The organism is Luteimonas sp. R10, from assembly GCF_045689605.1.
Taxonomy (GTDB): domain Bacteria; phylum Pseudomonadota; class Gammaproteobacteria; order Xanthomonadales; family Xanthomonadaceae; genus Luteimonas.
Map to the genome: position 1 here is coordinate 4,244,429 of NZ_CP141262.1, position 25,683 is coordinate 4,270,111.

Annotated in this window: 33 protein-coding genes; 16 read left to right on the top strand and 17 right to left on the bottom strand. The window is 71.8% G+C overall.

What is annotated here, in order from left to right:
- Position 1: 1 nt before the first annotated feature.
- The 4 genes from imuA to U3649_RS18575 form a co-directional block, all read right to left on the bottom strand.
- A complete protein-coding gene (imuA, locus tag U3649_RS18560) occupies positions 2-628 on the bottom strand; it encodes a translesion DNA synthesis-associated protein ImuA (protein WP_407352760.1) in 627 nt (208 codons plus the stop codon).
- The gene (gene lexA, locus U3649_RS18565; RefSeq protein WP_407352761.1) at positions 629-1,237 is read right to left on the bottom strand and encodes a transcriptional repressor LexA; all 609 of its coding nucleotides are present in this window, start codon (positions 1,235-1,237) and stop codon (positions 629-631) included.
- Positions 1,238-1,498: 261 nt separating this feature from the next.
- Positions 1,499-1,720: a helix-turn-helix domain-containing protein gene (locus U3649_RS18570; protein ID WP_407352762.1), complete on the bottom strand. Its 222-nt coding sequence runs from the start codon at positions 1,718-1,720 to the stop codon at positions 1,499-1,501.
- A gap of 9 nt (positions 1,721-1,729) precedes the next feature.
- Positions 1,730-2,251, bottom strand: a complete 522-nt coding sequence (locus tag U3649_RS18575) for a DUF2975 domain-containing protein (protein WP_407352763.1) — start codon at positions 2,249-2,251, stop codon at positions 1,730-1,732.
- 47 nt (positions 2,252-2,298) lie between these two features.
- On the opposite strand from U3649_RS18575, the gene U3649_RS18580 reads away from it, so the two are divergent.
- Entirely contained in the window at positions 2,299-3,726 is a 1,428-nt protein-coding gene (locus U3649_RS18580; RefSeq protein WP_407352764.1) for an aspartyl protease family protein, read from the top strand.
- Between the two features lie 40 nt (positions 3,727-3,766).
- Here U3649_RS18580 and U3649_RS18585 read toward each other — a convergent pair whose 3' ends face one another.
- The gene (locus U3649_RS18585; protein WP_407352765.1) at positions 3,767-4,363 is read right to left on the bottom strand and encodes a hypothetical protein; all 597 of its coding nucleotides are present in this window, start codon (positions 4,361-4,363) and stop codon (positions 3,767-3,769) included.
- Positions 4,364-4,416: 53 nt separating this feature from the next.
- Positions 4,417-4,836 carry a copper resistance protein NlpE N-terminal domain-containing protein gene (locus U3649_RS18590; protein WP_407352766.1) on the bottom strand — a complete coding sequence of 140 codons (420 nt, stop codon included), beginning with the start codon at positions 4,834-4,836 and terminating at the stop codon, positions 4,417-4,419.
- Positions 4,837-4,972: 136 nt separating this feature from the next.
- Here U3649_RS18590 and U3649_RS18595 point away from each other — a divergent pair, with 136 nt between their 5' ends.
- Entirely contained in the window at positions 4,973-5,158 is a 186-nt protein-coding gene (locus U3649_RS18595) for a hypothetical protein (protein ID WP_407352767.1), read from the top strand.
- A gap of 27 nt (positions 5,159-5,185) precedes the next feature.
- Here the strand turns inward: U3649_RS18595 and U3649_RS18600 are convergent, their stop codons facing one another.
- The 5 genes from U3649_RS18600 to U3649_RS18620 all read right to left on the bottom strand — a co-directional run bounded on the left by U3649_RS18600 (position 5,186) and on the right by U3649_RS18620 (position 8,133).
- On the bottom strand, positions 5,186-5,635 hold the full coding sequence (locus tag U3649_RS18600) for a hypothetical protein (protein WP_407352768.1): 450 nt from the start codon (positions 5,633-5,635) through the stop codon (positions 5,186-5,188).
- A gap of 61 nt (positions 5,636-5,696) precedes the next feature.
- A complete protein-coding gene (locus tag U3649_RS18605) occupies positions 5,697-6,143 on the bottom strand; it encodes a hypothetical protein (protein WP_407352769.1) in 447 nt (148 codons plus the stop codon).
- Positions 6,144-6,283: 140 nt separating this feature from the next.
- Entirely contained in the window at positions 6,284-7,057 is a 774-nt protein-coding gene (locus U3649_RS18610; protein ID WP_407352770.1) for an HAD family hydrolase, read from the bottom strand.
- Positions 7,058-7,240: 183 nt separating this feature from the next.
- Complete coding sequence (locus U3649_RS18615; protein ID WP_407352771.1) at positions 7,241-7,609, bottom strand: EF-hand domain-containing protein; 369 nt, start codon at positions 7,607-7,609, stop codon at positions 7,241-7,243.
- A 335-nt stretch (positions 7,610-7,944) separates the two neighbouring features.
- On the bottom strand, positions 7,945-8,133 hold the full coding sequence (locus U3649_RS18620; RefSeq protein WP_407352772.1) for a CPXCG motif-containing cysteine-rich protein: 189 nt from the start codon (positions 8,131-8,133) through the stop codon (positions 7,945-7,947).
- A 95-nt stretch (positions 8,134-8,228) separates the two neighbouring features.
- Here U3649_RS18620 and U3649_RS18625 point away from each other — a divergent pair, with 95 nt between their 5' ends.
- Positions 8,229-9,422, top strand: a complete 1,194-nt coding sequence (locus U3649_RS18625) for a PQQ-dependent sugar dehydrogenase (protein WP_407352773.1) — start codon at positions 8,229-8,231, stop codon at positions 9,420-9,422.
- 88 nt (positions 9,423-9,510) lie between these two features.
- Here U3649_RS18625 and U3649_RS18630 read toward each other — a convergent pair whose 3' ends face one another.
- Positions 9,511-9,906 carry a glycine zipper 2TM domain-containing protein gene (locus U3649_RS18630; RefSeq protein WP_407352774.1) on the bottom strand — a complete coding sequence of 132 codons (396 nt, stop codon included), beginning with the start codon at positions 9,904-9,906 and terminating at the stop codon, positions 9,511-9,513.
- 218 nt (positions 9,907-10,124) lie between these two features.
- Here U3649_RS18630 and U3649_RS18635 point away from each other — a divergent pair, with 218 nt between their 5' ends.
- From U3649_RS18635 to U3649_RS18680, 10 genes are all read left to right on the top strand, one after another.
- Positions 10,125-10,643: an adenine phosphoribosyltransferase gene (locus tag U3649_RS18635; RefSeq protein WP_407352775.1), complete on the top strand. Its 519-nt coding sequence runs from the start codon at positions 10,125-10,127 to the stop codon at positions 10,641-10,643.
- A 190-nt stretch (positions 10,644-10,833) separates the two neighbouring features.
- Positions 10,834-13,254 carry a PAS domain S-box protein gene (locus tag U3649_RS18640; RefSeq protein WP_407352776.1) on the top strand — a complete coding sequence of 807 codons (2,421 nt, stop codon included), beginning with the start codon at positions 10,834-10,836 and terminating at the stop codon, positions 13,252-13,254.
- Positions 13,255-13,368: 114 nt separating this feature from the next.
- A complete protein-coding gene (locus tag U3649_RS18645) occupies positions 13,369-14,787 on the top strand; it encodes a PQQ-dependent sugar dehydrogenase (protein WP_407352777.1) in 1,419 nt (472 codons plus the stop codon).
- 72 nt (positions 14,788-14,859) lie between these two features.
- Positions 14,860-15,966, top strand: coding sequence for a heparan-alpha-glucosaminide N-acetyltransferase domain-containing protein (locus tag U3649_RS18650; protein WP_407352778.1), 1,107 nt, complete (start codon positions 14,860-14,862; stop codon positions 15,964-15,966).
- 40 nt (positions 15,967-16,006) lie between these two features.
- Positions 16,007-17,110, top strand: a complete 1,104-nt coding sequence (locus U3649_RS18655; protein WP_407352779.1) for a serine hydrolase — start codon at positions 16,007-16,009, stop codon at positions 17,108-17,110.
- 11 nt (positions 17,111-17,121) lie between these two features.
- Positions 17,122-18,222, top strand: coding sequence for a serine hydrolase (locus U3649_RS18660; RefSeq protein ID WP_407352780.1), 1,101 nt, complete (start codon positions 17,122-17,124; stop codon positions 18,220-18,222).
- Positions 18,223-18,322: 100 nt separating this feature from the next.
- Positions 18,323-19,552 (top strand): M23 family metallopeptidase, encoded by a 1,230-nt coding sequence (locus U3649_RS18665; RefSeq protein WP_407352781.1) that lies wholly within the window; start codon positions 18,323-18,325, stop codon positions 19,550-19,552.
- 269 nt (positions 19,553-19,821) lie between these two features.
- Complete coding sequence (locus tag U3649_RS18670) at positions 19,822-20,034, top strand: oxidoreductase-like domain-containing protein (protein WP_407352782.1); 213 nt, start codon at positions 19,822-19,824, stop codon at positions 20,032-20,034.
- 90 nt (positions 20,035-20,124) lie between these two features.
- The gene (locus U3649_RS18675) at positions 20,125-20,751 is read left to right on the top strand and encodes an exopolysaccharide biosynthesis protein (protein ID WP_407352783.1); all 627 of its coding nucleotides are present in this window, start codon (positions 20,125-20,127) and stop codon (positions 20,749-20,751) included.
- 77 nt (positions 20,752-20,828) lie between these two features.
- Positions 20,829-21,398, top strand: a complete 570-nt coding sequence (locus U3649_RS18680; RefSeq protein ID WP_407352784.1) for an NADPH-dependent FMN reductase — start codon at positions 20,829-20,831, stop codon at positions 21,396-21,398.
- Positions 21,399-21,431: 33 nt separating this feature from the next.
- Here the strand turns inward: U3649_RS18680 and U3649_RS18685 are convergent, their stop codons facing one another.
- The 4 genes from U3649_RS18685 to U3649_RS18700 all read right to left on the bottom strand — a co-directional run bounded on the left by U3649_RS18685 (position 21,432) and on the right by U3649_RS18700 (position 23,031).
- A complete protein-coding gene (locus tag U3649_RS18685; protein ID WP_407352785.1) occupies positions 21,432-21,827 on the bottom strand; it encodes a host attachment family protein in 396 nt (131 codons plus the stop codon).
- A gap of 127 nt (positions 21,828-21,954) precedes the next feature.
- Positions 21,955-22,275 (bottom strand): thioredoxin family protein, encoded by a 321-nt coding sequence (locus U3649_RS18690; protein WP_407352786.1) that lies wholly within the window; start codon positions 22,273-22,275, stop codon positions 21,955-21,957.
- 26 nt (positions 22,276-22,301) lie between these two features.
- Positions 22,302-22,451 carry a hypothetical protein gene (locus tag U3649_RS18695; protein ID WP_407352787.1) on the bottom strand — a complete coding sequence of 50 codons (150 nt, stop codon included), beginning with the start codon at positions 22,449-22,451 and terminating at the stop codon, positions 22,302-22,304.
- Between the two features lie 181 nt (positions 22,452-22,632).
- Complete coding sequence (locus tag U3649_RS18700) at positions 22,633-23,031, bottom strand: NUDIX hydrolase (RefSeq protein WP_407352788.1); 399 nt, start codon at positions 23,029-23,031, stop codon at positions 22,633-22,635.
- 244 nt (positions 23,032-23,275) lie between these two features.
- Between U3649_RS18700 and U3649_RS18705 the strand changes: the two genes are divergently transcribed.
- The 3 genes from U3649_RS18705 (at position 23,276) to U3649_RS18715 (ending at position 24,573) form a co-directional block, all read left to right on the top strand.
- A complete protein-coding gene (locus U3649_RS18705) occupies positions 23,276-23,827 on the top strand; it encodes a DNA-3-methyladenine glycosylase I (RefSeq protein ID WP_407352789.1) in 552 nt (183 codons plus the stop codon).
- A 215-nt stretch (positions 23,828-24,042) separates the two neighbouring features.
- Positions 24,043-24,183: a hypothetical protein gene (locus tag U3649_RS18710; protein WP_407352790.1), complete on the top strand. Its 141-nt coding sequence runs from the start codon at positions 24,043-24,045 to the stop codon at positions 24,181-24,183.
- A 189-nt stretch (positions 24,184-24,372) separates the two neighbouring features.
- Complete coding sequence (locus U3649_RS18715) at positions 24,373-24,573, top strand: hypothetical protein (protein ID WP_407352791.1); 201 nt, start codon at positions 24,373-24,375, stop codon at positions 24,571-24,573.
- 103 nt (positions 24,574-24,676) lie between these two features.
- Here the strand turns inward: U3649_RS18715 and U3649_RS18720 are convergent, their stop codons facing one another.
- Positions 24,677-25,594 (bottom strand): DUF808 domain-containing protein, encoded by a 918-nt coding sequence (locus U3649_RS18720; protein ID WP_407352792.1) that lies wholly within the window; start codon positions 25,592-25,594, stop codon positions 24,677-24,679.
- Between the last annotated feature and the right edge of the window lie 89 nt (positions 25,595-25,683).

A 25,683-nucleotide genomic window follows, 5' to 3' on the forward strand; every position in this document is an offset into this window, starting at 1 on the left:
CTCACCGGTCCGCCGCCGCGGGGAACGGCAGTGGCCGCGGCGGTGCCAATCCGCCGCGGCACTTGAGCACCCGCAGCTGCGCCGGCTGCGCGTCGAGCGCGATCCGCAGCGGCGCCGGCGACGGGTTGCGCGCCGTCGGCAGCGGCCGGGTGGCGAAGGCCAATGTCTTGCCGCTCTCCGCCGCCACCTGCAGCCGCCGCAGCGCGCGGTCGTCGGCGTCCTGCGGCCAGCACAGCACCGCGCCGCAGCTGCCCGAGCGCAGGCACTGTTCGGTCGCCCACAGCGCATCGCGCGGCCGCGGCGCCTGCACCACGTGCAATTGCCGCAGGTCCACGCCCGCCGCCTGCCAGGCGGCGGCGAACGGCAGGTACGGCGGCGCCACCAGCACGATGCGCTCGCCGGCCCGCGACAGCCGCGCCAGCGCCGGCCACAGCAGCCGCAGCTCGCCGATGCCGTCGGCCGCGACCAGCAGCTCGCTCAGCGCCGACGCCGGCCAGCCGCCGGTGGGCAATGCCGCATCCAGCGCGGCGTAACCGGTCGGCTGCGCGCTGGCGGGCGCCGGCGCCGGGCGCCCCTTCCAGATCCGGCGCTCGTGCAGCAGCGCGTCGAGGGCGACCACCGCACCCACTCAGCCGCGCCGGACCAGGCCACAGAACAGGCCCTCGATCGCGAACTCCTGGTCCGGCCGCACCACGATCGGCGCGTAGGCCGGGTTGCGCGGCAGCAGGCGGATGGCCTCGGCGCCGAGCGCCAGCCGCTTGATCGTCAGCTCGCCGTCCAGCCGCGCGACCACGGTCTGGCCGTCGCGCGCATCGCTGCCGCGGCGCACCCCGACCAGGTCGCCGTCGAGGATGCCGTCGTCGATCATCGAATCGCCCTGCACCCGCAGCAGGTAGTCGGGCGCCTGCGCGAACAGCCGTGCGTCGAGGGTGAGCGTGTCGGCCAGCCCGGCATCGGCGCCGATCGGCGCGCCGGCCGCCACCCGGCCCAGTACCGGCAGCCGCAGCAGGTCGGCGCGCGCGCGCAGCCCGGCGGGGCGGATGCCGCGCGCCTGCCCGGCGGCGACCTCGATCAGCCCGGCCGCGGCCAGCGCCTGCACGTGCTTGCGCGCGGCCCCGCGCGAGGCCAGGCCGCAGGCGGCGGCGATCTCGGCCAGGGTCGGCGGCTGGCCGTGCGCGGCGACCCGGTCGCGGATCAGGGCCAGGATCGCGGCGCGGCGGGGGCTCAGGGATCTCATGGAGTACATTTGTACTCCATCGCGCCCCGGTAGGCCAAGGCGATCATCCATTGGTCGCGCCAGGCAGCCGTTTCCGCTGCGATGCAGCCAGCCCCGTCGCCACGGGTGGTGTAAATAGGCAGCCGAGCCTTTCGCAATGGGCTGACAAACATCAAGGGTGGAGCGCGGGCTATTCATTGGCGAAACCCGTGGCGACGGCCCGTCTCGCACCGCAGCGGAAAAGTCTGCCTGGCGCGGTGCGCTCCTACGAAAGCCGGCGGTTCAGTCCGTACCCGACGCGTCCGGCTCCCAGACCAGCAGGTCGCCCGGCTGGCAGTCCAGGTACTCGCAGATCCGCCCCAGGGTCTCGAAGCGCATACCGCGGACCTTGCCGGACTTGAGCAGGGACAGGTTGGATTCGGTGATGCCGACGTGCGCGGCCAGGTCCTTGGAGCGCACCTTGCGCAGCGCCAGCATCACGTCGAGACGGACCACGATCGCCACGGCCGGCACTCAGACGATCGCGCGGCTGTCTTCTTCGAGGCGCGCGGCCTCGTCGAACAGCCGTGCCACGAAGAAGAACACCAGCGCCAGGAACAGCGCCAGCAGGTCGCCGCCGGAGAACGACAGCGTCACTGTCACGGACTCGCCCATCGCCGCCAACGCCACCACGGCCAGCGCCGGCAGCAGCAGCCGCAGCAGCGCGGCCAGCACCAGCAGCAGCGCGAAGCGGCGGAAGTGCCGCGTCGCCGCCGGCGCGAACAGCGCCCCGTGCCCGACCCGGCCCAGCATCCGCGCCAGCTCGAACAGGGCGCCGGCCACCAGGCCCGCCACGACCAGCGCGATCGCCGCTGCCCAGGCGTGCGGCAGGCCATCGGTGTCGAGGATGGCGGCGAGCAAGCCCCCGGGGCCGGCCTGCGGGGCGAAGACCGCCAGCCCGGTCACGGCCAGGCACAGCACGGCCCCGGCCCAGGCCGCCAGGCGCAGCCGGCGGGCAGCCCGTTGGAGCTTGGCGTGGGTTTCTGTTGAATCCATATTTATTTCTGTATTACGATAATTTTTTCATGCGGAACGAGCCCAGTATGCCGACCTTCCCCTGCTCCACAAGCCCCCTGCCGCGCTTCCGGCGCTATGGCGTGCCGCTGTTCCTCTGCCTGCTGCTCGCGCTCGCGCCGAGGGCCATGGCGCAGGCGGCCGGGGAGGCGCCGCCGCTGCCCGCGGCGCAGGCCGAAGCCCTGCTCGCGGACGCCCGCAAGGGCGAGGTGTTCGCGCTCGAGGCCGCGTCGCCGCGGATCGCCGATCTGCAGCTGGCCGCGCTGGCCCGGGCCCGCATCGCCGCCTCGCGGCTGCAGGACGATGCCGCATTGCGCGCCCTGGCGCCGTTCTTCTCCGGCCAGGACGCCGATCCGCGGCATCGGCGCATCGCCTGGTCGATCGCCGCCGACGCCGGTTTCGCCGCCGGCGACTATGCGCGCGCCGCCGAAGCCACCGGCGCCTGGCAGGCGCTGCTCGCCGCGCACGGCGATCCCGACGGCCGCGCGGCCGACGTCGCCCAGTTCCACGGCATCGCCACGCAGCTGGCGGCGGTCCCGCCGCAGGCGGTGCTGGCGTTCGCGCCGGAGACGGTGGCCACCCGCCGCGACGAGGTCGGCCTGCTGCGGGCGACGATGACCGTCAACGGCGCCGCGCAGGAGGCGGTGCTCGACACCGGCGCCAACCTGTCGGTGGTCTCGGCCTCCACTGCGCGCCGGCTCGGCCTGCGCCTGCTCGAGGGCGAGGGCAGCGTCGGCAGCGGCAGCCGCGATGCGGTCGCCACCCGGCTGGGCGTCGCCGAGCGGCTGGAGTTCGCCGGGCTGGCGCTGTCGAACGTGGTGTTCCTGGTGCTCGACGATGCGCAACTGGAGATGCCGGTCGCGGGCGGCTACCGGATCGACGCGATCCTCGGCTTCCCGGTGATGCGCGCCCTGCGCCGCATCCGCTTCGATGCCGACGGCCGCCTGACGCCGGAGCCCGTCGCCGGCGGCGACGCCGACGACCTGCCCGGCGATCTTCCCGGGAACCTGCGTGTCGTCGGCAGCGACCTGTATGTCGACGTCTCGGTCAACGGCATCGCCGTGCCGCTGCACCTGGACACGGGCGCTCCGCACTCGTCGCTGTCGTCGCGCTTCGCGCAGCGGCATGCCCCGCTGCTGCAGGGACTGCCGCAGGAACGCCAACGGGTCGGCGGCGCCGGCGGCACCACGGAGCGGCGCATCGCCACCTGGCCGGACGTGCGGGTGCGCGTGGACGCTCGCGAGATGCGGCTGCCGGAACTCGCCATCGCGACCGCGGATTCGGCCGACGTCGAGACCCGCAACATGGGCATTCTCGGCGGCGACGTCCTCGCCGCGTTCGCCTCCTTCACGATCGACTTCGCGCGGATGCGCTTCGAACTCGGCGAACCGGTCGATGCCACGCGCGCATCGCCGCCGGTCGGCGCCTCGCCCCCGGCTTCCGATGCGGTGGACTGAGCCGGTGCGCACCCGAGCCGGTGCGCGCGCAGCCGGTCGATCAGGACGCGTCGTCGTCCCCGGCGGCCTTGGCCGTCCGCGGCTCGCCGGGCGTTTTCGCGCCGGCTCCGGGCTCCTCGCCGGCGGCACTGCCGGCGCTCGCCTTGCCGTGATCGGGGAACGCCTTGCGCAGCTCGCCGTCGAGCACCAGCGGCCGCCCCCAGCGCTGGTAGCTGGGGACGAACCCGCGCTTGAGGCGCTGGAATTCCGGCGAACCGGGAGCGACGCCCAGCCGCTGCGCCAACGCTTGCCAGCCTTCGCCATGGCCGCGCTCCCACTCCTCCACCACGTGCCGGCACGGGCGGCCGACGATCTGGGCGAGGGAACAGGCGTAGTAGACGTCGCCCGGCGCCCAGCCACGATCGACGAGCAGGGCGGTCACGAGGTCGCGGGGCGCGTCGCGGTAGCGCACCAGTTCGTCGATGAAGGGATCGCGGTGGCGGCGGCCGTAGTCGTTGATGTCGCCCAGATGCCCGTCGATCCAGGCGTCGCCGCTGCGCGGGTCCCAGTCGTAGGCGAACTCCTGCGCCGCGGCGGTGGCCGCCAACGGCAGCGCGAGGACGAGCACGAAGGCCCGGAGCCGGTTGCGGATGGACATCGATGTTCTCCGTGGGACGGCGCCCGGGATCCGCGGGCGCGGGGTTCTGTCTGTCATTGACCGTCGCGGGCAACGACCGGTTCCAACGCATGGCGGCCGGTCCCGGGCGGCAGGCGGCGGCCGGCGCCGTCCCGGACCTGCAGGCGGCCGTCCGGCAGCACGGCGTAGACCCGCCGGCTGCCGTCCTCGCCCTGCATGCGGATCAACGCACCCTCCGCCCGCCACTGCCCGGCCTCGACGAAGGGCTCGTCGCGCCCGCCGACCCGGTAGGTCTCGGCGAGCCGGTAGCTGCGCGCATCGCCCTGCCGCTGCAGCACCAGGACGGTGTCGATGCCGTCGCAATCGGCGCATGGCGAGATGCCCCGCCATTCCAGCCGCCCGTCTCCGGCCTCCGGCGCCGGCGCCGCCACGCGCTCGCAACCGACCAGCGACACGCTGCCGAGCAGCACCAGCAAGGGAAGCATGCAGCGCATGCGGCGATTGTGCCCCAGCCTGCCGGCGGCGTCGCCTGCATGCCACGCACGCCTGCCCCCGTTCACCCCGCCCTCACCTGGATCGTGCTGTTCGTATCTCCGGAGACAGGTCGTCGATGCGTGGGAGGAGCGGCCGATGAACACGTCCATCAAGCCCCGCCATCGCCTGCGTCGCCGGCTGATCGGCCTTTGCGTGGTCGCCTTGCTGCTGGGCGCCTATGTCCTGGCCCTGGGCTGGTTCAGCCTGCAGATCGGCGACAGCGTGGAAGACAGCCTGCAGGCGGCGCCTGCGATCGAGGCTCCGGGCCGCGGCGCCGACTAGGCCCGGCACCGGCCGGGCGGCGCCGGCTCAACGCTCGGAAATCACGAAGCTGCCGAAGGCGATCCCGAGATCCCAGCCTTCGCCGGTCCCGGCCAGCGCCAGCGAGATCGACCCCTTGGTCACCACCTGCGCCTTCGCGGACTTCGCCGCGCCCGCATGGGCCTCGGCGGTGGCATAGCCGCCGATCACGTCGCGGATGTTGGCGACCCCGGAAAAACGCCCGGTGCCGTTGTCGATCCGGGTCTTGCCGAAGCTGATCCCGCCGCCCCTGGCGCTGATGCGCACCGGCAGGCTCTGGCCGTTGTCGCAGGTCACGGTGCCGGTGCCGTCCGCCGTCTTGTAGAACGCCGACCACCCCGACATGCTGAAGCTGAGCCGGCATTCGAGCGGTCCGGCAGCGGCCGCGGGCGCGAACGCCGACGCCAGCAGCAATGCGGTGCCCGCAAAGGCGGCCAGGCGGAAGCGCGGCTTTTTCATCTCACCCTCCAGTGGAAGCGTCGCTCGGCACAATAACGGGCGGAGCGACGCCGATCCGTGATCAACGCCAGCGGCGGTCCCGATACGCATGGCGCCGGTCGTCGCGATGGTCGCGATCGTAGCGCGGATCGTAGTAGCGCACCTCGCAGCGGCCCTTGCGGTCGCACCTGGCATTGCCGTAGCTGCCGTGCTTGGCGCGATAGCCGTGCGCCGGGGCATGCGCCGGGGGGCCCGGGCGATAACGGCCGGCCTGGTGATAGCGGGGCACCTGGCGGTAGTAGACCGGGCGGCCGTAACGGTCGCGTGACACGATCAGCCGATCGTTGTAGCCATAGTTGCCGTGGCGGTAGTAGGGCGTACTCCCGCGCAGCACCACGTCGGCGACGTCGACGATCACCCGCACCAGATCGTCGCCGGCACGCGCGGGCGTGGGCGTCAGCGTCGCCAGGCCCAGGCCGGCCGCCAGTGCGACCGGAGCGAACCAGCGGGACAGGTTGCTCGTGCTCATCGTCTTCTCCTTGCGTCTGTCTGTCGCGCCTGGCCGAAGGACTGCGCCAGGTCCGCCACGACCATGCGGCAGGACAAGTGAACCGCCGCGCAACTCCGCCGCCTGCGGGCGCTACCGTGAGGACGGCGTAAAGACGCGATTCATGCGGCCTGGCCGGGCGACGGGCTGCAAACGGTTTCAGCCGTCTCCACGATCTGCCGCACGGCCGCGGGCAGCTCCTGTGGCGTGGCGACGGTGCGCAACCGCCGCTCGCCCTCGCCGTCCACCGGACCGGCTTCGCGCTCGTGCGCCCAGGTCAGGTGGTAGGGCATGTGCACCGCCCAGCCGCCGAGCTGCAGGACCGGCGCGATGTCGGAGCGCAGCGAGTTGCCGACCATGACGAACTGCGGCGGTGCGATGCCGAACTCGCCGAGCACGCGTGCGTAGGTGGCCGGGTCCTTCTCGCTGACGATCTCGATCCGGCCGAACAGGTCGGCCAGGCCCGAGCGCCGCACCTTGTTCTCCTGGTGGAAGAGATCGCCCTTGGTGATCAGCACGATCCGGTGCTCGGCGGCGATCGCCTCGACCGCTTCGCGGATGCCGGGCAGCAGTTCCACCGGATGCTGCAGCATGTCCTTGGCGAGCTGCACGATGCGGTGCAGGTCGGCCGCGCTGATACGGGCGCCGGTGATGTCGACGGCGGCCTCGATCATCGACAGCGCCATGCCCTTCACGCCGTAGCCGAACAGCGCGAGGTTGCCCTTCTCCACCGTGTACAGGTGTTCGCGCGCCCGGCTGTCGTCGAGATCGACGTAGGCGCCGACGATCGCCTCGAACCGGCGTTGGGCATCGTCGAAGTAGTCCTCACTGCGCCACAGCGTGTCGTCGCCGTCGAAGCCGACCAGTCGGATGCGATCGTCCGCTGCAGGTTCCATCGCGACATTCTATAGGAGCGCCTGCTCGAGCCGCAGACGAACGGCGCCCGCCTGGCCGTCACTCCGGGCATCGCCTGGCAACGAAAAACGGGGACGGCCCTGCGGCCGTCCCCGTTCGTTTCGCTCGCGCCGTCGTCGTCGGCGCGAGTTCCGATGGATTCGCGCGGGCGAATCCGGTGACGCCTACTGGCCGCCGCCCGGGGGCGTGGCGCCCTGCGATGCGGCGAAGTTGCGGTACTCGTCCGGCGTCAGCTGGCCGTCGCCATCGGTATCGGCCTGGGCGAACACCGTGCTCAGGGCCGGATGCGCGCTGGCTTCGTCCTGGCTGAGGTTGCCGTCACCGTCGCCGTCCAGGTCGGCCCAGGTCACCTGCCCTTCGGCGGGCTGGGCCGGTGCGGCCTGTTCGGTCGGCGGGGTCTGGGCGGTCGGATCCTGCGTCGTGGTCGGGTCCTGCGTCATCGGCTCGGCCTCCTGCGCGAACGCCAGCGGCATCGCGACGGCGGCGGCGAGGGCGATCAGTCCAGCCAGGGGCTTGCGTGCATCGTTTTTCATCGGAATCTCCAGTTGGAAAGCCAAAGCGCGGAAGCGAATCGCCCGGTACGTGCCGATCCATATGCCGGCCGAGCCGCATGCACTCCGCACGATCCGCAGCTTGGCGGCGCACCGATGAATGTCAACGATCGTGCAGAGACACTCCAAACACATCGTTAACCAATGCCCCGGGCTTTTTCGCTAGGTCCGCCACGGCCGGCGATGCCGACGCGAACGGAAAGTCCGGAGGGCCGGGAACTTACATGTAGATGCCGGCGAGCGCGACGATCGCCCGGCACGGTCTTCGCGCATGAATGCAACACAACATTCACATCCTGCCATGTCAACGACACCCGTCAGACGGCATCGTCCGCGCGCGTTCGCACCTCGATTGCGCCGTCGGGACCGATGCGCACGGCGACCTCGATCGGACGGCAGCAGACATGGCAGTCCTCGACGTAGTCCTGGTCGCCAGCGGAATCGTCGACCTGCAGTTCGATCGGCTCCCCGCAGTACGGACAATGGATCGCGCGCGTGGGCAGCATCGGGCCTCCGGTCTTCGCGGCACGCGTCCGAATCGTGGTGCGTGCCCGTCCAGGCTATCGTAATCTCCCCCGTCCAGTCCGTCGGAGACCTTCCCGTGATCAAGCATCTGCTCGCTGCCGCCTGCGCGGCCATCCTGCTGGGCGCCTGCAACGGCGACACCACCGCATCGTCGCCGACGCCGGCGAAGCCGGCGGCGGCCCAGGCGGCAGCCGCGGACGGGCGATCCTTCGATGTCGAGGAGGTCACGCGATTCGCCGAGCCCTGGGCGATGACGTTCCTGCCCGACGGCCGCCTGCTGGTGACCGAGAAGGCCGGCATCCTGAAGCTGTACGATCCCGAGCGCGGGACCGGCGGCGACATCGGCGGCGTTCCCGAAGTCGCGTATGGCGGCCAGGGCGGCCTCGGCGACGTGGTGCTGCATCCGCGCTTCGCCGACAACCACCTGGTCTACATCAGCTACGCCGAAGCCGGCGACGGCGGTGCCGGCGCGGCGGTCGCGCGCGCGACGCTGACGCTGGACGGCAGCGGCGGCGGCGCGCTCGAGAACCTGCAGGTGGTCTGGCGCCAGGTGCCCAAGGTTTCCGGCCAGGGCCACTACGGCCACCGCATCGCCTTCGATCGCGACGGCATGCTGTGGATCACCTCCGGCGAGCGGCAGAAGTTCGACCCGGCGCAGGACATGCAGGCCAACCTCGGCAAGATCATCCGCCTCAACGACGACGGCAGCGTGCCGGCCGACAATCCGTTCGTCGACCAGGGCGGCGTGGCCGCGCAGGTCTGGTCGCTGGGCCACCGCAATCCGCTCGGCATCGTCTTCGACGCCGACGGCCGGGTGTGGAACCACGAAATGGGCCCGAAGGGCGGCGACGAGCTCAATCTCGTCGAGAAGGGCGTCAACTACGGCTATCCGGTCGTCTCCGACGGCGAGCACTACAACGGCAATCCGATCCCCGACCACAGCACCGATCCCGACTACCGCGCACCGGTGGTCAGCTGGACGCCGGTGATCTCGCCGGCGGGCTTCATCATTTACGACGGCGAGCGGTTCCCGCAGTGGCGGGGCGACGGCTTCATCGGCGGATTGTCGTCGCAGTCGCTGGTGCGGATCGCCTTCGACGGCGACGCTGCGCGCGAAGCCGAGCGCTTCGACATGGGCACCCGCATCCGCGAGGTGGAACAGGGGCCCGACGGCGCCATCTGGCTGCTGGAAGACGGCGGCCGCGGCAGCGAAGGCCGGCTGCTGCGGCTGACGCCGCCCGGCACGACCGGCGCGGATACCGACGCCTGACGCATCGGCTCCACGCCGGATGCGGGCAGGCGTCAGGCCCGCCCGCATCCATGAAGCCGCTCCGCCCGGAGCGCGACGGGACGACGACTCAGCGCCAGACGCGCCGGCACTGCGTTTCGACGATACGATCGCCCGTCGCTTCCTGGCGGTCGCCCTGGACCTTGCGGCCGATCGCACCGCCGGCGACCGCGCCGCCCACCGTGGCGAGTTTGCGTCCATCGCCGCTGCCGACCTGGTTGCCGACGAGGCCTCCGATCACGGCGCCGGCGGCGGTGCCGCCGATCCGGTTGGGATCGGTGCTGTTGCGCTGCACTTCCACGTCTTCGCAGACGACGCGGCTGCCGTCGTCGAAGCGCCGGCCGTCGTCCTCCGGGCCGTAGGTCTCCGCGGGCGGAGCCGGCTGCGCCGTCGTCTGCGCCTGCACCGCGCCGGCAGCAGCGAACGAGGCGATCCCCAGGCAGACCAGAGTTCGGATCGTTTTCATGGCACGTCTCCACGTTGGCGTGCGCCGATGCTCGCACCGGGCGCGCAAATGCACGGTGAAGCACGCAACCGCGGGCCGGCGGACGCACGGAACGGCGCCTGCGCCCGACAGGGGCGCTGCGGCTCGCGATCCGCGCTGCGATCCGGCAAGCTGGCCACTCGCTGAACCCATGCGAAAACGACCGGCAGGATGCCGATCCACATGACGACGAGCCTGCAATGACCGACTGGCGGCACCTGGTCCGCGACGTTCCCGATTTCCCGCGACCGGGCATCGTGTTCAAGGACATCACCCCGGCGCTGGCCGATGCCGGGGCCTTCGCCGCCGCGGTGGCCGAAATGGCCGCGCCATGGCGCGACGCCCGGCTGGATGCGGTGGCCGGCGTCGAGTCGCGCGGCTTCATCCTCGGTGCGGCGCTGGCGCAGGCGCTCGCGACCGGATTCGTGCCGGTGCGCAAGCCCGGCAAGCTGCCGGCACGGACGCTGACGCAGGACTATGCGCTCGAATACGGCAGCGACCGCCTCGAGATGCACGCCGATGCGCTCGCGCCCGGCGCCCGCGTGCTGATCGTCGACGACGTGCTCGCCACCGGCGGCACGTTGCAGGCCGCCCTCTCGCTGCTGCGGCGGCAGGGCGCGACGATCGCCGGCGCGGCGGTACTGATCGAGCTGCGCATGCTGCAGGCGCGCACGCGCTGGCCGGAAACGACGCCGCTGCTGGCGGCGGCCTGCTTCTGACCGCTGGCCGGTCCTTCGCGCGCCGATCCCGCGACGTGCGTGCAGGACGTTCCGGGTGATGCCGCGCGCCGCCGCCCTGCCGTGACGCGCTGCGGCCGCGGAACCCGCTGCGGGGCGCGTGCAGGACATGGCGCCGCAAGGACGAGCGCCGCCACGGCACGGTGGCGGGGCTTGGATTATCCTGCCCGCGATGAAGAAGCCTGCACAGACCCTGCTTCTGGTCGAGGACACCAGGAGTGACGCGCTGCTGTATGCCACGTTGCTCGAGCGGGCGACGGACACGCCACGACGGATCGACCTCGCCCCCACCCTCGCGGCCGCCTCGCACATGCTCGCCGGTGGCCACTACGACGCGGTGTTGCTCGACCTCGGCCTTCCCGACAGCCGGGACCTGCAGGGCGTGGAGCGGATCGTGGCGCGCCACCCGGACCTGCCGGTCATCGTCCTGACCGGGCAGGACGAACCCGGGATCGGCGAGCGCGCGATCGCCGCCGGCGCCCAGGACTACCTGCACAAGGGCGAGGTGAAGGCCGGCACGCTCGAGCGCGCGCTGCGCTATGCCTGCGCCCGGCAGCGCCTCGAGAACGCGGCGCGCGAGACCGCGCAGGAGCTGCAGGCGCTGTTCGACCGCAATCCGCTGCCGGTCTTCGTCTATGACGAGGAAACCTTCGCCCTCCTCGCCGCCAACGATGCCGCGCTGGCGTTCTACGGCCACGAGCGCTCCGCCCTCCTTCGACTGACGGCGCTCGACCTGCAGGCCGAGGAGCAGCGGGCCGACTTCGCGGCGATGCCGGGTTCGCCGCAGGGGGAGGGATTCGACGCCCGGGACTGGCGGCATGTCGCCGCCGACGGAAGCATCGCCACCGTGCGCGTCCACGTCGAGCGCCTGACGTTCCAGGGCTGCCGCTGCCGGATCGCGATCGTGCACGACGTGACCGCGCAGCGGCGCGCGCAACAGCGGCTGCAGCACAGCGAGCGCCGCTATCGCGAGATATTCGAGCAGAGCCTCGGCTGCATCTGCGTCCACGACCTCGCCGGGACGCTGCTGGCGCTCAATCCCGCGGCCGCCGACGCACTGGACCGGAGGGCGGACGACATGATCGGGCGCCCGCTTTCGGACTTCCTGCCGGAGGCGTCGCGGAAGGTCTTCCACGACTATCTCGCCCGCATCCGCGCGCATGGCGAGGATCGCGGCGTGTTCACGCCGCTGCACCGCAACGGCCAGGTCCGCAGCTGGATGTACCACAACCGGCTGTACCGGCACGAAGGCGAGGCGCCGGTCGTCCTCGGTTACGCCCAGGACATCACCGACCAACAGCTGGTGGAGAAACAGCTGCGGGCCAAGAGCGTGGAACTGGCGGCGGTGAACGACTCGGCCCCGATGGGGCTGTTCCGCGCCGACGCCGCCGGCCGCTGCACCTACGTCAACCGCACCTACGAGCAGATCTCCGGAATACCGCAGGCGCAGGCACTCGGCGACGGCTGGGCGCGGGCGCTGCATCCGGACGACCGCGATCGCGCCGTGTCGGAGTGGAGCCGTTTCGTCGGCGGCAGGGAGGAGCACTTCGCCGACAGCCACCGCTTCCTGCATGCGGACGGCCGCACCGTCTGGTGCAAGATGCACGCCGCGCCGATGACGGTCGACGGCGAGCTCACCGGTTTCGTGGGCACCGTGCAGGACGTCACCCGCGAACGCGACGCGCAGGCGGCGCGCAGGCGTGGCGACCGGCGCCTGGCGACATTGGCCGACGCGCTGCCGCTGCTGCTGATGTTCCTCGACCGCAAAGGCCGGGTGGAGTTCGTCAACCGTGGCTGGTCGCAGGAGCTCGAGCGCCCGCAGGAGCAGATGATCGGCAAGCCGATCGTCGACCTCATCCAGCAGCCGGCGACCCCGTACTTCGTCGAGGGCCTCGCCCGCGCCATGGCCGGCAAGGAATACAGCATCGAGTTCGAGGACCCGCATGGCGCGATCCTGCGGACCTGGCACGCGATCTTCATTCCCCAACACGACCCCCGCGGCCATGTCGACGGCATCCACGTCATGCTGCGCGACGTGACCCTGGACCGCACGCGGCAACGCGAGCTCGCCGACCGCGCCGAGCGCGACGCCCTGACCGGCCTGTTCAACCGCTCCGGTTTCGAGGCCCACGGCCATTACCACTGGCAAGTGGCCGGGGACCTGCACCACGCGGTCGGCGTGTTCTTCATCGACCTCGACGGCTTCAAGGCAATCAACGACGAACTCGGCCACGCCGCCGGCGACGACCTGCTGCGCGACGTTTCCACGGCGCTGGCCGAGACGCTGCGCGCGGACGACATCATCGGCCGCATGGGCGGCGACGAATTCGCGGTCATCGCGCTTCATGTCACCGACGACGACGGCGCGCGAAACGTGGCCAACAAGATCATCGAGGCGATCGGGGCCGCCGCCGCGCGGCATCCCTCCAGCACGCGCGAGCCGGTCTCCTGCAGCGTCGGCTACCACGTCGCCGACACCGCCGCGGTCTCGCTCGGGGAAGCATTGAAGCGGGCCGACGAGGCCCTCTACGTCGCCAAGCGCGGCGGCAAGCACCGCGCCACCGGCTGGCCGGGCGGGCGCTACCTCGCCTGATCCCGGCAGAGCGACCGGGCGCCGAGGGCGCCCGCCGCCTGCGGGATCGGCCGCCCCCGCGGCGCGTCGCTGCGCACCATGGGCTGATACCGTCGTCACGCCGCCGATGCTGCAATGTCGCCGGATCCCCACAGGCATGCGATCGCGATGAAGCTCGCACCGTTCTCCATCGCCCTGTCCGGTCTGCTGGCCGCGGCCTGCAGCAGCGGAGGTCCGCCGCCGGGGGACTCCACTCGGGTTGCGCAGCGGCCGTCGGTGCCGCCCGGCTACGCGCCCGGTACCGGACCGAACCCGGCGTTGCCGGAGCCGCGGACCTCGCTCATCCCCACCGTCAACATCGCGCCCGCGGTCGGCTGGCCGGACGGCGCGCGGCCGACGCCGGCACCCGGCTTTGCGGTGACCGGGTTCGCACGCGGCCTCGACCATCCGCGCATGGTGTACGTGCTGCCCAACGGCGACGTCCTGGTCGCCGAAAGCGACGCGCCCGAGGACCAGACGAAACAAGGCCTGAAGGGCAAGGCGATGGGCGTCGTGATGAAGCGCGCCGGCGCCGGCCTGCCCAGCGCCGACCGCATCACCCTGCTGCGCGACGGGGACGGCGACGGCGTCGCCGAAACGCGCACCGCGTTCCTGGAGCACCTGAAGTCGCCGTACGGCATGGCGCTGGCCGGCGACACCCTGTACGTCGCCAATGCCGATGCGCTGGTGAAGTTCCCCTATGCCGAGGGCGCGACCTCGATCGCAGCGGCGCCGGTCGAGGTCGCGCCGCTGCCCGGCGGCCCGATCAATCACCACTGGACCAAGGCGCTGCTGGCCAGCCGCGACGGCGAGAAGCTGTACGTCGGCGTCGGCTCCAACAGCAACGTCGGCGAGAACGGCATGGAGGCGGAGGTCGGCCGCGCCGCGATCCTCGAGATCGAGGCCGCCAGCGGCAAGGCGCGGGTGTTCGCATCCGGCCTGCGCAACCCGACCGCCCTGGACTGGAATCCGGAGACCGGCGAACTGTGGGCGGTGGTCAACGAGCGCGACGAACTCGGCAACGACCTGGTGCCGGACTATCTCACCTCGGTCCGGGAGGGCGGCTTCTACGGCTGGCCGTACAGCTATTTCGGCCGCCACCCGGACCCGAACTTCGGCGCGGACGAGCAGCGCCCGGACCTGGTGGCGAAGGCGATCGTGCCGGACTACGCCCTCGGCTCGCACGTGGCGCCATTGGGGCTGGCGTTCCACACGGCCAAGCCTGGATCGCGCGACGCCCTGCCCGCGCGCTACCGCAACGGCGCCTTCGTCGGCCTGCACGGCTCCTGGAACCGCGACCCCAAAAGCGGCTACAAGGTGGTGTTCGTACCGTTCGCGGACGGGCGGCCGGCGGGGCCGATGGAGGACGTCCTCGGCGGCTTCGTCAACGCCGAAGGCGAAGCGCAGGGCCGCCCTGTGGGCGTCGCCGTCGATGCGCACGGCGCGGTGCTGGTCGCCGACGACGTCGGCGATGCCGTCTGGCGGATAACGCTGGAAACGAGAAACGAGGAGTGAGAAACGAGTGAAAGCCTCCCGCGGACATGCTCCCCTCTCGTTCCTCGTTCCTCGTTTCCCGTTCCCCGCCCCATGAGCCATCCGGTCGCCACGCCTGCACCCTCCGGCAGCCCCGGCCACGGCCGCATCGAGGCGATCGATTTCGCCCGCGGGCTCGCGGTGTGCCTGATGATCCTCAGCCACGGCGTCAACGGCCTGCTGCAGTTCGAGGACTTCAGCGACTGGGGCATGGTGCCGGTGCATGCGATCACCAAGTTCTCCTCGTCGCTGTTCATCATGGTGTTCGGCATCGCGCTGGCGGTGGCCTTCGTGCCCAAGACCGGCGCCCCGGACTGGCCGCGGCGGCGCAACCGGCTGCTGTGGCGCGGGCTGGTGGTGCTGTTCTGGTACAAGGTGCTCACCGTCGTCGAGATGTACGCGCAGCATGATCGCGAGGCGGTCGTGGACACGCTGCTGTACCGCGACTTTCCCTCGTATGCCGAGATCCTCGGCTTCTACGCCATCGCCCTGCTGTGGATCCCATGGCTGCTGCCGCTCTGGGCGCGGACGCCGGCGCCGTTGCGCTGGGCGAGTCCGGTGCTGCTGGCGCTGGCTTCGGGGTGGTTGCTGAAGCATTTCGGTTTCTGGGGCATTCCGCAGTTGCAGGCGCTGCTGGTCGAGCATCCGGACTACTACACCTGGGGCCAGCTCGCGCGCGGCCCGCTGGTGCTGCTCGGCCTGCTCATCGGCGGCGTGCTGCTGCGCAGCTACGGCCGGACCCGCACGCGCATGGCGCTGGCCGGCGTGCTCGCGCTGGCGGCGGCGGCGTTGCTCGCGGCCTTTGCCGCGTTGGCCGGCGACGGCCTCGACGCGCAGCTCCAGGCCATCGCGCGCAACGCCGGCAAGCACCCGCCGGAGCTGATGTTCATGCTCTTCAGCCTGGGCGGCGCGCTCGGGCTGCTGGCACTGGCGGTCGCCGGCGGCGAGCTGCTGGCGCGGGTGCTGCGCCCGGTCACCCTCATCGGCAGCGACGCGCTGATGGCGTTCGTCTTCCACCTTGCGGTGATCTTCATCCTGTTCCGCGACGTGATGGGCTATCTGCACACGGTCCCGTACACGTTCGCCCTGGCGCTCAGCATCGGGCTGATCCTGGGGACGGCAGCGTGGATCGGGCTGCTGCAGCGGATTCAGCGCAAGTGATGGGGCGCCTGCGTACCATCGGCAGGCGATGATCGCGACGTTGCGCCCCTTGCTCCTCGCGCTGCTGCTGGGCGCCGGCCAGGCGGCCGCACTGCCGGTGCCCACCTCGCCCGGCCCGCGCCCGCCGGAGCCGCCATGGACCGAGCCGCTGCGCACCCGGCTCGAGGCCGCCGATGCGCGCTTCCCGGGCGAAATCGGCGTCTATGTGCAGCACCTCGGCCGCGACGAGTCGTTCTCGTTCCGTGCCGAGGAAAGCTGGTACCTGGCGTCCGGCATCAAGGTGCCGGTGGCGATCACGGTCCTGCGCCGGATCGAACGCGGGGAGCTGGCGCTCGACACGCGCATCCGCCTGCGCGCCGAGGATTTCGTCGACGGCGCCGGCCATACCAACTCGCATCCTGCAGGCACGCCGCTGCGCGTGGACTACCTGCTCGAGCAGATGCTGGTCTACAGCGACAACACCGCCACCGACGTGCTGATCCGCCGCGTCGGCGTCGACGCGGTGAACGCGGTCGCGACCGAACTGCTGGCCTCCGACGACCTGGTGATCACCACCCTGGCCGACGTCCGTCGCCGCGCCTACGGCATGCTGCATCCCGGTGCCGCGGGCCTGGGCGCGCAGGACCTGCTGACGTTGCGCCGCGCCGCCGCCGGGCCGGCGCGCGTGCGCCGGCTCGCGGCGCTGCTGGAGGTGACGCCCGGGGATTTCCTGCTGCCGGATCTCGACAGCGCCTTCGAGGCGTACTACCAGACCAACGTCAACGCCGCGTCGCTGCGCGACTTCGGCCACATGCTGGCGACGCTGTCGGACGGACTGGCGCTCGGACCGGAGGGCACCGCGTATCTCCTCGACCTGATGTCGCGGGTGAAGACCGGCGCCAGGCGCATCAAGGCCGGGCTGCCGCCCGGCGCCGTCTTCGCCCACAAGACCGGCACCCAGCACCGGCGCGCGTGCGATCTGGGCATCGTCAGCATGCCGGTCGAGGGCGACGTCGAGCGCGTGGTGGTCGCGGCCTGCGCGCGCGGCGCCGCCTCCAACGCCGCCAGCGAGCGAGCGCTGCGCGAGGTTGGCGCCGCCGTCACCGCCTCCGGGGTATTGACCCGGAGGACACCGGCGGCGATGAGACCGTGGGGTCCGCGATGAGGACATTGCCGATGCACCCGCTGCTGCCGCACCGGCTGCTGTCGATGCTGCTCGCCGCCGCCGTCCTGGCGGGGTGCCGTTCCGAGGAGGCGCCCGGGCGCGGCGTCGTCGAGGCGCCCGCCGGCGCGCCCGCGCCGCCGTGGGCGGAACCGCTGGAGGCCGCCACCGCGCGCATCGACGACGACATGCCGGGCGATTTCGGCGTGTACGTGCGCCGGCTCGGCGACGGGGCCGGCACGCTCGACCGCGTCGGCGACCGCCGCTGGTACCTGTCGTCGACCATCAAGGTGCCGGTGGCGATCGCCGTGCTCGAGCGGGTCGATGCCGGCGAGCTCGCGCTCGACCAGGAACTGGTGCTGGCCGGGACCGACTACGTCGACGGCGCCGGCGACCTGCTCCTGCAGGAGCCCGGCACGCGCTACAGCGTCGCCACGCTGCTGCAGAAGTCGCTGCAGGACAGCGACAGCACCGCCACCGACATGCTGATCCGGCTGCTGGGCGAGGACGCGCTCAACGACCGCATCGCCGCCTGGGTCGGCGACGGCTTCGGCCCGGTCACCACCATCCTGCAGGTGCGCTACGACGCCTATGGCGCACTGCATCCCGGCGTCGCCGAGCTGTCCAACATGGACCTGGTGCGCCTGCGCGAGGCCGGATCCCGCGACGCGCGCCTGGTGAAGCTGGCCGAGGCACTCGGCGTGGCCCGCGACGAGCTCGGCGCCGACAGCCTGGAGGAGGTGTTCGACCGCTACTACGAGACCGGCAAGAACGCCGCCACGCTCGAGGCCTACGCCACGATGCTGGAGAAGCTGGTGACCGGCGAGCTGCTGTCGACGCAGAGCACGCGGCGCCTGCTCGGCCACATGCGCGCGATCACCACCGGCGAGCGCCGCATCCAGGCCGGCCTGCCGGCCGGCGCCGACTTCGCGCAGAAGACCGGCACCCAGATCGACCGTGCCTGCAACGTCGGCGTACTCGATCCGGACCGCGGCGCCGAGGGCGCCACCGTCGTGGTCGCCTGCGCCGAGGGCTTCGGCGAGGAGATCGGCCACGCCGAGCGCGCCTTCCAGGCGCTGGGACGCGCACTCGCCGAGGCCGGGCTCGCGACGTAGCCGCCGGCGGCGGCCGCCCGGCGCGCACGGTCTTCCGGCACATACGCGCAGGCCTCGTGTCGTTCTACGCTCGCGGCAACCCGTGCCGGAGCCGACCGAGATGCCATCCACGTCCCGCACAACCGCGACGATCGCGCTGTGCTGCCTGCTGGCGGGCGTGGCCGTTCCCTCGGGCGCGACCGACGCGGTGCGCGAATCGTTCGACCTGCAGGTCCCGGTCGCACCGACGCCGGTTGCCGTCGACGGCCGCGAACGGCTCGTCTACGAAGTCCACCTGACAAATTTTTCGAACCAGCCGCTGCTCCCGCTCCGGGTGGATGTGCGGGACGCCGACAGCGGCGCGGCGATCGCCGCCTTTTCGGGCGCGGCCCTGCGGCAACGGCTGGCCTTCGTCGCGAGCGGGCCCGGCGAGGAATCCGCGTTGCCGCCAGGCATGCGCGGGCTGCTCTATCTCGAGCTGGATATCGGTCGCGATGCACCACCGCGCGCGCTGGAACACCGCGTGACCTATGCCGTGGCCGGGGACGATCCCGGCAGGCACTTCGACGTCCGCGGCGCACCTGCAGCGGTCGGCCGGCCCGCGGCGACGATCCTCGGCCCGCCGCTGCGTGGCGGGCCCTGGGCCGCCGTCTACGGCCCGGAATGGGAGCGCGGACATCGCCGGGTGGTGTACGCCGCCGACGGTCGCGCGACGATCCCGGGGCGTTTCGCGGTCGACTGGTTCCGCCTCGACGGCCAGGGCCGCCTGTCTCCGGAGGGAACCGGAACCGGCGACGCCCGCGCCGCGCACGGCTACGGCGAGCAGGTCCTGGCCGTCGCCGACGCCACCGTGGTCGGCGCGCACGGCGATCATCCGGAGGCGGGCGCCGATGGCCCGCCGCAGAAACGGCGACTGGCCGACGCTGCCGGCAACTACCTGGTGCTCCGCCTGGACGATGGCCGCCACGCGTTCTACGAGCATCTCGCCCCCGGCAGCCTGCGCGTCGCCGTCGGCACCCGCGTCCGGCGCGGCCAGGTCATCGCCGCACTCGGTTCCACCGGCGATTCGCGGCGCGCGCACCTGCACTTCCACGTCGCCGACGGTCCGTCCACGTTGGGCGAAGGCCTGCCGTTCGCGCTCGACCGGTTCCGGCTGCTCGGCCGCTACGCCGACATCGCCGACCTCGGCGCGACCGCTGGAATCCGCTCGCCGCGGGAGCGGTGGCGCTGCGCAGCGGCGAGTTGCCGCCGCCCAATCACGTGCTCACTTTCGGCGCCGACGAGGACTGACGTGCCGCGGCTCGTGGCGCCGCGCCCGTACCGTGGCCGGGAATGCGCACCAGCCGGATGAAGCCGGCGGCCCGCCCAAGCCCTTGGGCGGGCCTGCGCATGGGATGGCCATCCAGACGGGTCGCCAGGGGAATGGGGCCCGCCTGGCCACGCGCGTGACCGGCCGGTAAAGCTTGCCTGCCGCTGCCGGTGGCGTCGTTGGGAGGATTCCGAAAAGCGAGGCCGTCGCGTCCGCCTGCCTGCTGTCCCGCACCCGGCGTGCGCATCGGCATGCACGCGTGGCCGAGCCGGCGCTTGCTAGGCTGTCGCCGTCGATCAGCCGCCCCCACGATGCCGAACGCTCCCGCCTCCAGGCCGCCCGCACCGCAGACATCCGACCCGGACCCGAAGCCGGTCGCGCCGGAAAAGCCGTTGCCTTCCGACTGCTGCGAAAGCGGCTGCGAAATCTGCGTCTACGATCTCTACGCCGACGAACTGGCGCAGTACCGTGCCGCGCTCGCGGCGTGGCGGGCGCGGCATCCGGAGCGCGAACCGGAGGACTGAGGCGTCCACGGACCGCCCCGGACCAGGCGGTCCAGACGCGGCCGACACGGGCCGGCGGATAGCATGCCCGGCCCACGGTTGCGATCGAACATGAGCGATTCGGACGAACTCCCGGCCCCGGTGGCTACCGTTGCCGGCCTGGAAGAGCTGCTCGAGCGCCTTGCCGGGAGCGCGCGGCAGGCGGGACACGTCTCGGTCGCGGAGATGCTGGCGGCAGCCGGACAACGCTCGTTCGGTCCGCTGCTGCTGGTGCCGGGATTGATCGTGCTCTCGCCGCTGAGCGGGGTGCCGGGCCTGCCGAGCGCGGTCGCGGTGCTGGTCCTGCTGGTGGCGGTGCAGTTGCTGTGCCGGCGCCGGCATGTCTGGTTGCCGCAATGGACGCTGCGACGTTCGGTCTCCGCCCGGCTGCTGCAGCGGGCGGTGCGCGTGCTGCGGCCGGTGGCGCGCGTCGTCGACCGCCTGACCCGCCCGAGGCTGCGCATGCTGGCCGATGCCGAGGGCCCGGCCCTGTATCCGATCGCGCTGCTCTGCATCCTGATCGCGTTGACGATGCCGCCGCTCGAACTCGTGCCCTTCGCCAACTCCATCGCCGGCGCCGCGCTCACCGCCTTCGGGCTGGCGCTGATCACCCGTGACGGCCTGCTCGCGCTGGTGGCGGGCGTTCTCTGCGCCGCCGGTTTCTGGTTCGCGGCGTCGGGCGTGCTGTCCCTCGCCTGAGCGGCGGGCGCGGCGTCACGGCGCAGCGACGCTCGGCGCGGTCCAATGCGCTTTCCGCATTTGCAACCGGAGTCCCCATGAGCCGCTATCGGATCGCCGTGGTGGTCGGCAGCCTGCGTCGCGATTCCTTCAACCGCCGGTTCGCGCAGGCCCTGGCGCGGCTGGCGCCGCCCGGGTTCTCGTTCGAGCAGGTCGAGATCGGCGACCTGCCGCTGTACAACCAGGACGACGACGACGACCCCGCGGACCAGGTCAAGCGCCTGAAGGCGGAGATCACCGCCGCCGACGGGCTGCTGTTCGTCACCCCCGAGTACAACCGCTCGGTCCCGGGCGTGCTCAAGAACGCCCTCGACCACGCTTCCCGTCCGTACGGCAAGAGCGTCTGGAAGGACAAGCCGGCGGGCGTGGTCGGGGTGTCGATCGGTGCGATCGGCACCGCGGTGGCGCAGCAGCACCTGCGCAACAGCCTGGCCTACCTGGACGTGCCGACCCTCGGCCAGCCCGAGGTCTTCCTGAAGGCCGACGGACTGTTCGATGGCGACGGCGACATCAGCCAGGGCAGCCGCGAATTCCTGCAGGGCTGGATGGACCATTTCGTCGCCTGGGTCGAACTGCACGCGGGCCGCGCGCGGCGGGAGTCGCGATAACGGCGGGATCGCGCACGCGGCGCGCCCGGGACGCTACTGCTTCAGCGCGCGCTCGATGTCCTCCAGCGGCGCGTTGGTCAGCGTCTTCGGCACTTCCGACAGCAGGCGCTGCGTGGTTTCCTTGTGCAGCATCGGCCGGATCCGGCCGAGTGTCTGCGGATCGGCCATCAGCACCAGGTGCGCGTAACGGTCCTTCAGGGCGCCGTCGTTGAGTCCGTGCGCGAGCTGCTTGGCGAAGGTCGCCTCGTCGATCTGCATCCCGCTCGATTCGGCCGGCATCGAACCACCGGGGCCGTCGTCGTTCATGTTCATCAGCTCGAGCAGCGCCTCCTGCTTCAGCGTGAGCGTCCGGTCGTCGCCGACGTTGCGGAACACGCGCGCGCCGCCGCCATCGGCGATCACCACCAGCGTTCCGGCAGGGATCTTCATGTTGACCTCCTCGATCGATCGGGCGCCGCAGCCGGCGCGGAAGACCGGAGTCTAGGCGGGCGGGCGTGACGGCCACGCCACTCCCGCGACGCACCCGAACACCACGGCGGACCGGTGGCTGCGCCGGCTACAGCGACGCCAACGCCTGCACGATGTCGCCCTCGCCGGACGGCCGTACCAGTCGCGCCACTTCCTCGCCATCGCGCAGGAACACCAGCGTCGGCCACAGCTTGACGCGGTAGGCACGGCCGAGCGGACGCCCGCGGCCGTCCTCGACCTTCAGATGGCGCACGTCGCTGCGCGCCGCCAGCGCCGGTTCGAGCAACCGTTGCGCGGCGATGCAATGCCCGCACCAGGGCGCGCCGAACTCCAGCACGGTGCGGCCGGGCAGCGCCGCGACGGCGGCCGGGGTCGGCTCCTGGCTGGCATAGGCGGATTCGAAAGGCATGGCTGTCCGGCGGCGCCGCGCGCGGGTCATTCGTCCGTGCGCTCGTCGTCCGTCTCCTCCGGCGGCACCTTGCGGGTCCTGGTCGGGCCGTGCACCAGGCTCGGATCGTTGCCCTCGGCGGAGAGATTGCCGCCGCGCGCAAAGTCGCTGCCCTTGGATGCCTTCGCATCGTTCACGGCGGTATGCGCAGGACCCTCGGGGTCCATGCGCGGCGGAACCTCCTCCGGCGCAGGTCGCGTCCGGTCGCCGTCTTCGCGCTTTTCGTCTCTGCCCATGACCATCGCCCGTTTCGAAAGCCCCGACCCTGGCAGACCGGCGGTGAAGCGGCCGGCAAGGCCGATCCCCGCCCCGCAACGCCTAGGCGATCTCACCGCGCCGGTGCAGCGCGTCGAGGATGATCCGCGCGACCGGCGAGCAGCGGTCGCGATCGCGGTGCGCCAGCCAGGCGAACTCCGCGATCTCGGCGTCGGCCCGCAGCGTGCCGTCGTAATCGGCCGCGTAGCACGCCATGCGCACCTGCGTGCCTTCAGGTTTGCCGTGCGCCTGCGCCTGGAAGGTGCCGGCTGCGCGCAGGGTGGCCGCGCGCAGCGATACGCCGAGTTCCTCACGCACCTCCCGCTGCACGCAGGCCTCGTCGGATTCGCCGGGCTCGCGCTTGCCGCCGGGCAGGTAGAACGCGCCCTTGCCGTGCGAGCGTACGCACAGCACGCGTCCGGCTTCGATGTGGATCCAGGCGACCTTGTCGATGGCTGGCATGCGTCATCCCGTACATGGGCAGGAGAACCGGCAACGGCGCATCCGCTCGATCGCGACCGTGCCGCCATTATGGCGCGGCCCCGGGAAGACCTGTCGGTGCAGGATCGCGTTCTCGGGACCGCGGCGAACGTCTATCCTGTCTCGCATGCGCAGCCGAGACGAGGCCCATGAGCCCGACGCGAGACCCGCCGATTCGACCACCCGCCCGCATCCACCCGCCGGCCGGCCGGCCGGGGACCGGTCGATGACCGGCGTCGTCCGCTGCGCCTGGGCCGAAGGCGATCCATTGATGCAGGCCTACCACGACCGGGAATGGGGCATGCCGGTACACGACGGCCGGATGTTGTGGGAAATGCTGATGCTCGAAGGCTTCCAGGCCGGCCTGTCGTGGCGCACCATCCTGCACAAGCGCGAGGCGTTCCGGCGGGCCTTCGCCGGGTTCGATCCCGAGCGCGTCGCCCGCTTCGCCGCGACCGACGTCGACCGGCTGATGCAGGATGCCGGCATCGTTCGCGCCCGCGCCAAGATCGAGGCCACCATCGGCGGCGCACGCGCGTACCTGGCGATGCGCGAGGCCGGCGAGGATTTCGCCGGCTGGGCCTGGGCGATGGCCGGCGACCGTCGCCGCCGCACGCGCGGCCCGGTGCCGGCCAGCACCCCGGAGTCGGAGCGATTGTCGAAAGCGCTGAAGCGGAAAGGCTTCAAGTTCGTCGGCCCGACCATCACCTACGCCTGGATGCAGGCGGTCGGAATGGTGGACGACCACCAGGACGACTGCTTCCGGCGCAATGGGTGAATGCCGTTGCGCCGGAGGCCCGCTGCGGAGCGGCGCCCGGTCGACCCGCCGACGCGCCAGGCGGTCACGCCGAAGGCCCCCTGCTTCGCGGCTGAAGGGCGGGTAAATTCCCGTTCCGGCGGCCGGGCATTTTCACATCGGCCGCGATCTTCGCGAGCGTAGCGTGCGCGTGCAGACAGGTGTCTGCGCCCGCAACAGCACTCGGAGAAGTGGCAATGAACCGCAACGACAACAAGCGTCCGCAGAAATCGGCGCAGGGCAATCCCGGAACACCGGCCGGAAAGAAGACCGCGCCGAAGACCGGCCAGCAGAGCGGACAGCAGCCGGATCGCAAGCAGCCGAAGACCGCACGCTGATCCGGATTCCAGCGTCGCGCAAACGCGCGCCCGGCACAGCCGGGCGCGCTCGCGACCTGCCGACCCACTCGACCACGCATCGTGAACGCGCCGCACCGCGTCGGACGCGGCGCCCGCTTCACGTGCCCGATGCGCGAGCGCATGCATGGTCATGGCCGAGACCGCGCCGCATCCGTCACGGAGTACGCCATGACCCAGAATCCGAACCCGCGGCCGCCGGTTCCGGGCGAGATTCCCAACCCAGGACGAGACCCGACACCCGACCGGCCGGTCGATCCGGTCCCGGACCGGCCCGTCGATCCCACCATTCCGCCGATCCGCGATCCCGACAGCGACCCGGACGCGCCGAAGCGCGATCCCGAGGACCCGGCACGGCCCCCGCCGCCGTAACGATAGGCGCAGCTTCGACGCGACCGGTTGCCACGGCGCTCGATCGCACCGTCCCCGGGGCGACGATTCAGGCGCAGCCGTGGGATGTTCGACTGCGCGGCTCTTACTGTTCCGGGGCCGCTTGCCGGCCGCGCAGCCGCTGAAACAGCATCACGGCGCCGAGCACCAGCGCGCCGGCGACGATCCCCACCAGCGCGTTGCCGAGCGCGCTCGCCAGCGCGCCGGCCAACCCGTCCGGCAGCAGGCGCTCGATGGCGTGGTGCACCGGCGGAATGCCGTGCACCAGGATGCCGCCGCCGACCAGGAACATCGCCGCGGTGCCCGCAATCGACAGCCCGCGCATCAGCCACGGCGCCCCGGCCACGATGCCGCGGCCGAGCAGGGCCGACAAGCCGCCGCGGCCCGCCAGGTGCAGCCCCAGGTCGTCGAGCTTGACGATCGCCGCCACCAGGCCGTACACGCCGACGGTCATCGCCGCCGCGATCGCCACCAGCACCAGCAGCCGCTGCGTGAACGGCTCGTTGGCCACCACCCCCAGCGACAGCACGATGATCTCGGCCGAAAGAATGAAGTCGGTCCGCACCGCGCCGCGGATCTTGTCCGTCTCGCGCGCGACCACGTCCACGCTTTCGTCGGCGATGGCCTGCAGATGCTCCTCGTGGCGCTTCGCGTCTTCTTCCTTCGAGTGCAGGAACCGGTGCGCCAGCTTCTCCACGCCCTCGAAGCACAGGTAGGCGCCGCCGAGCATCATCAGCGGTATGACCGCCCACGGCAGCCAGGCGCTGATCGCCAGCGCCGCGGGCACCAGGATCACCTTGTTGCGCAGCGAGCCCTTGGCCACCGCCCAGACCACCGGCAGCTCGCGATCGGCCTTGACCCCGGTGACCTGCTGCGCATTGAGCGCCAGATCGTCGCCGAGCACGCCGGCGGTCTTCTTGGCCGCGACCTTGGTGAGGAGCGAGACGTCGTCGAGGATGCTGGCGATGTCGTCGAGCAGGGTGAGCAGGCTGGCGCCGGCCATGCGGTGCCTCCGGAATCCGAGATCGCCGATTCTCGCCGATTCCGCGGCGACGCGGCGAAACCGAGCAAAGGGTCCGCAGTCGCGCCGAT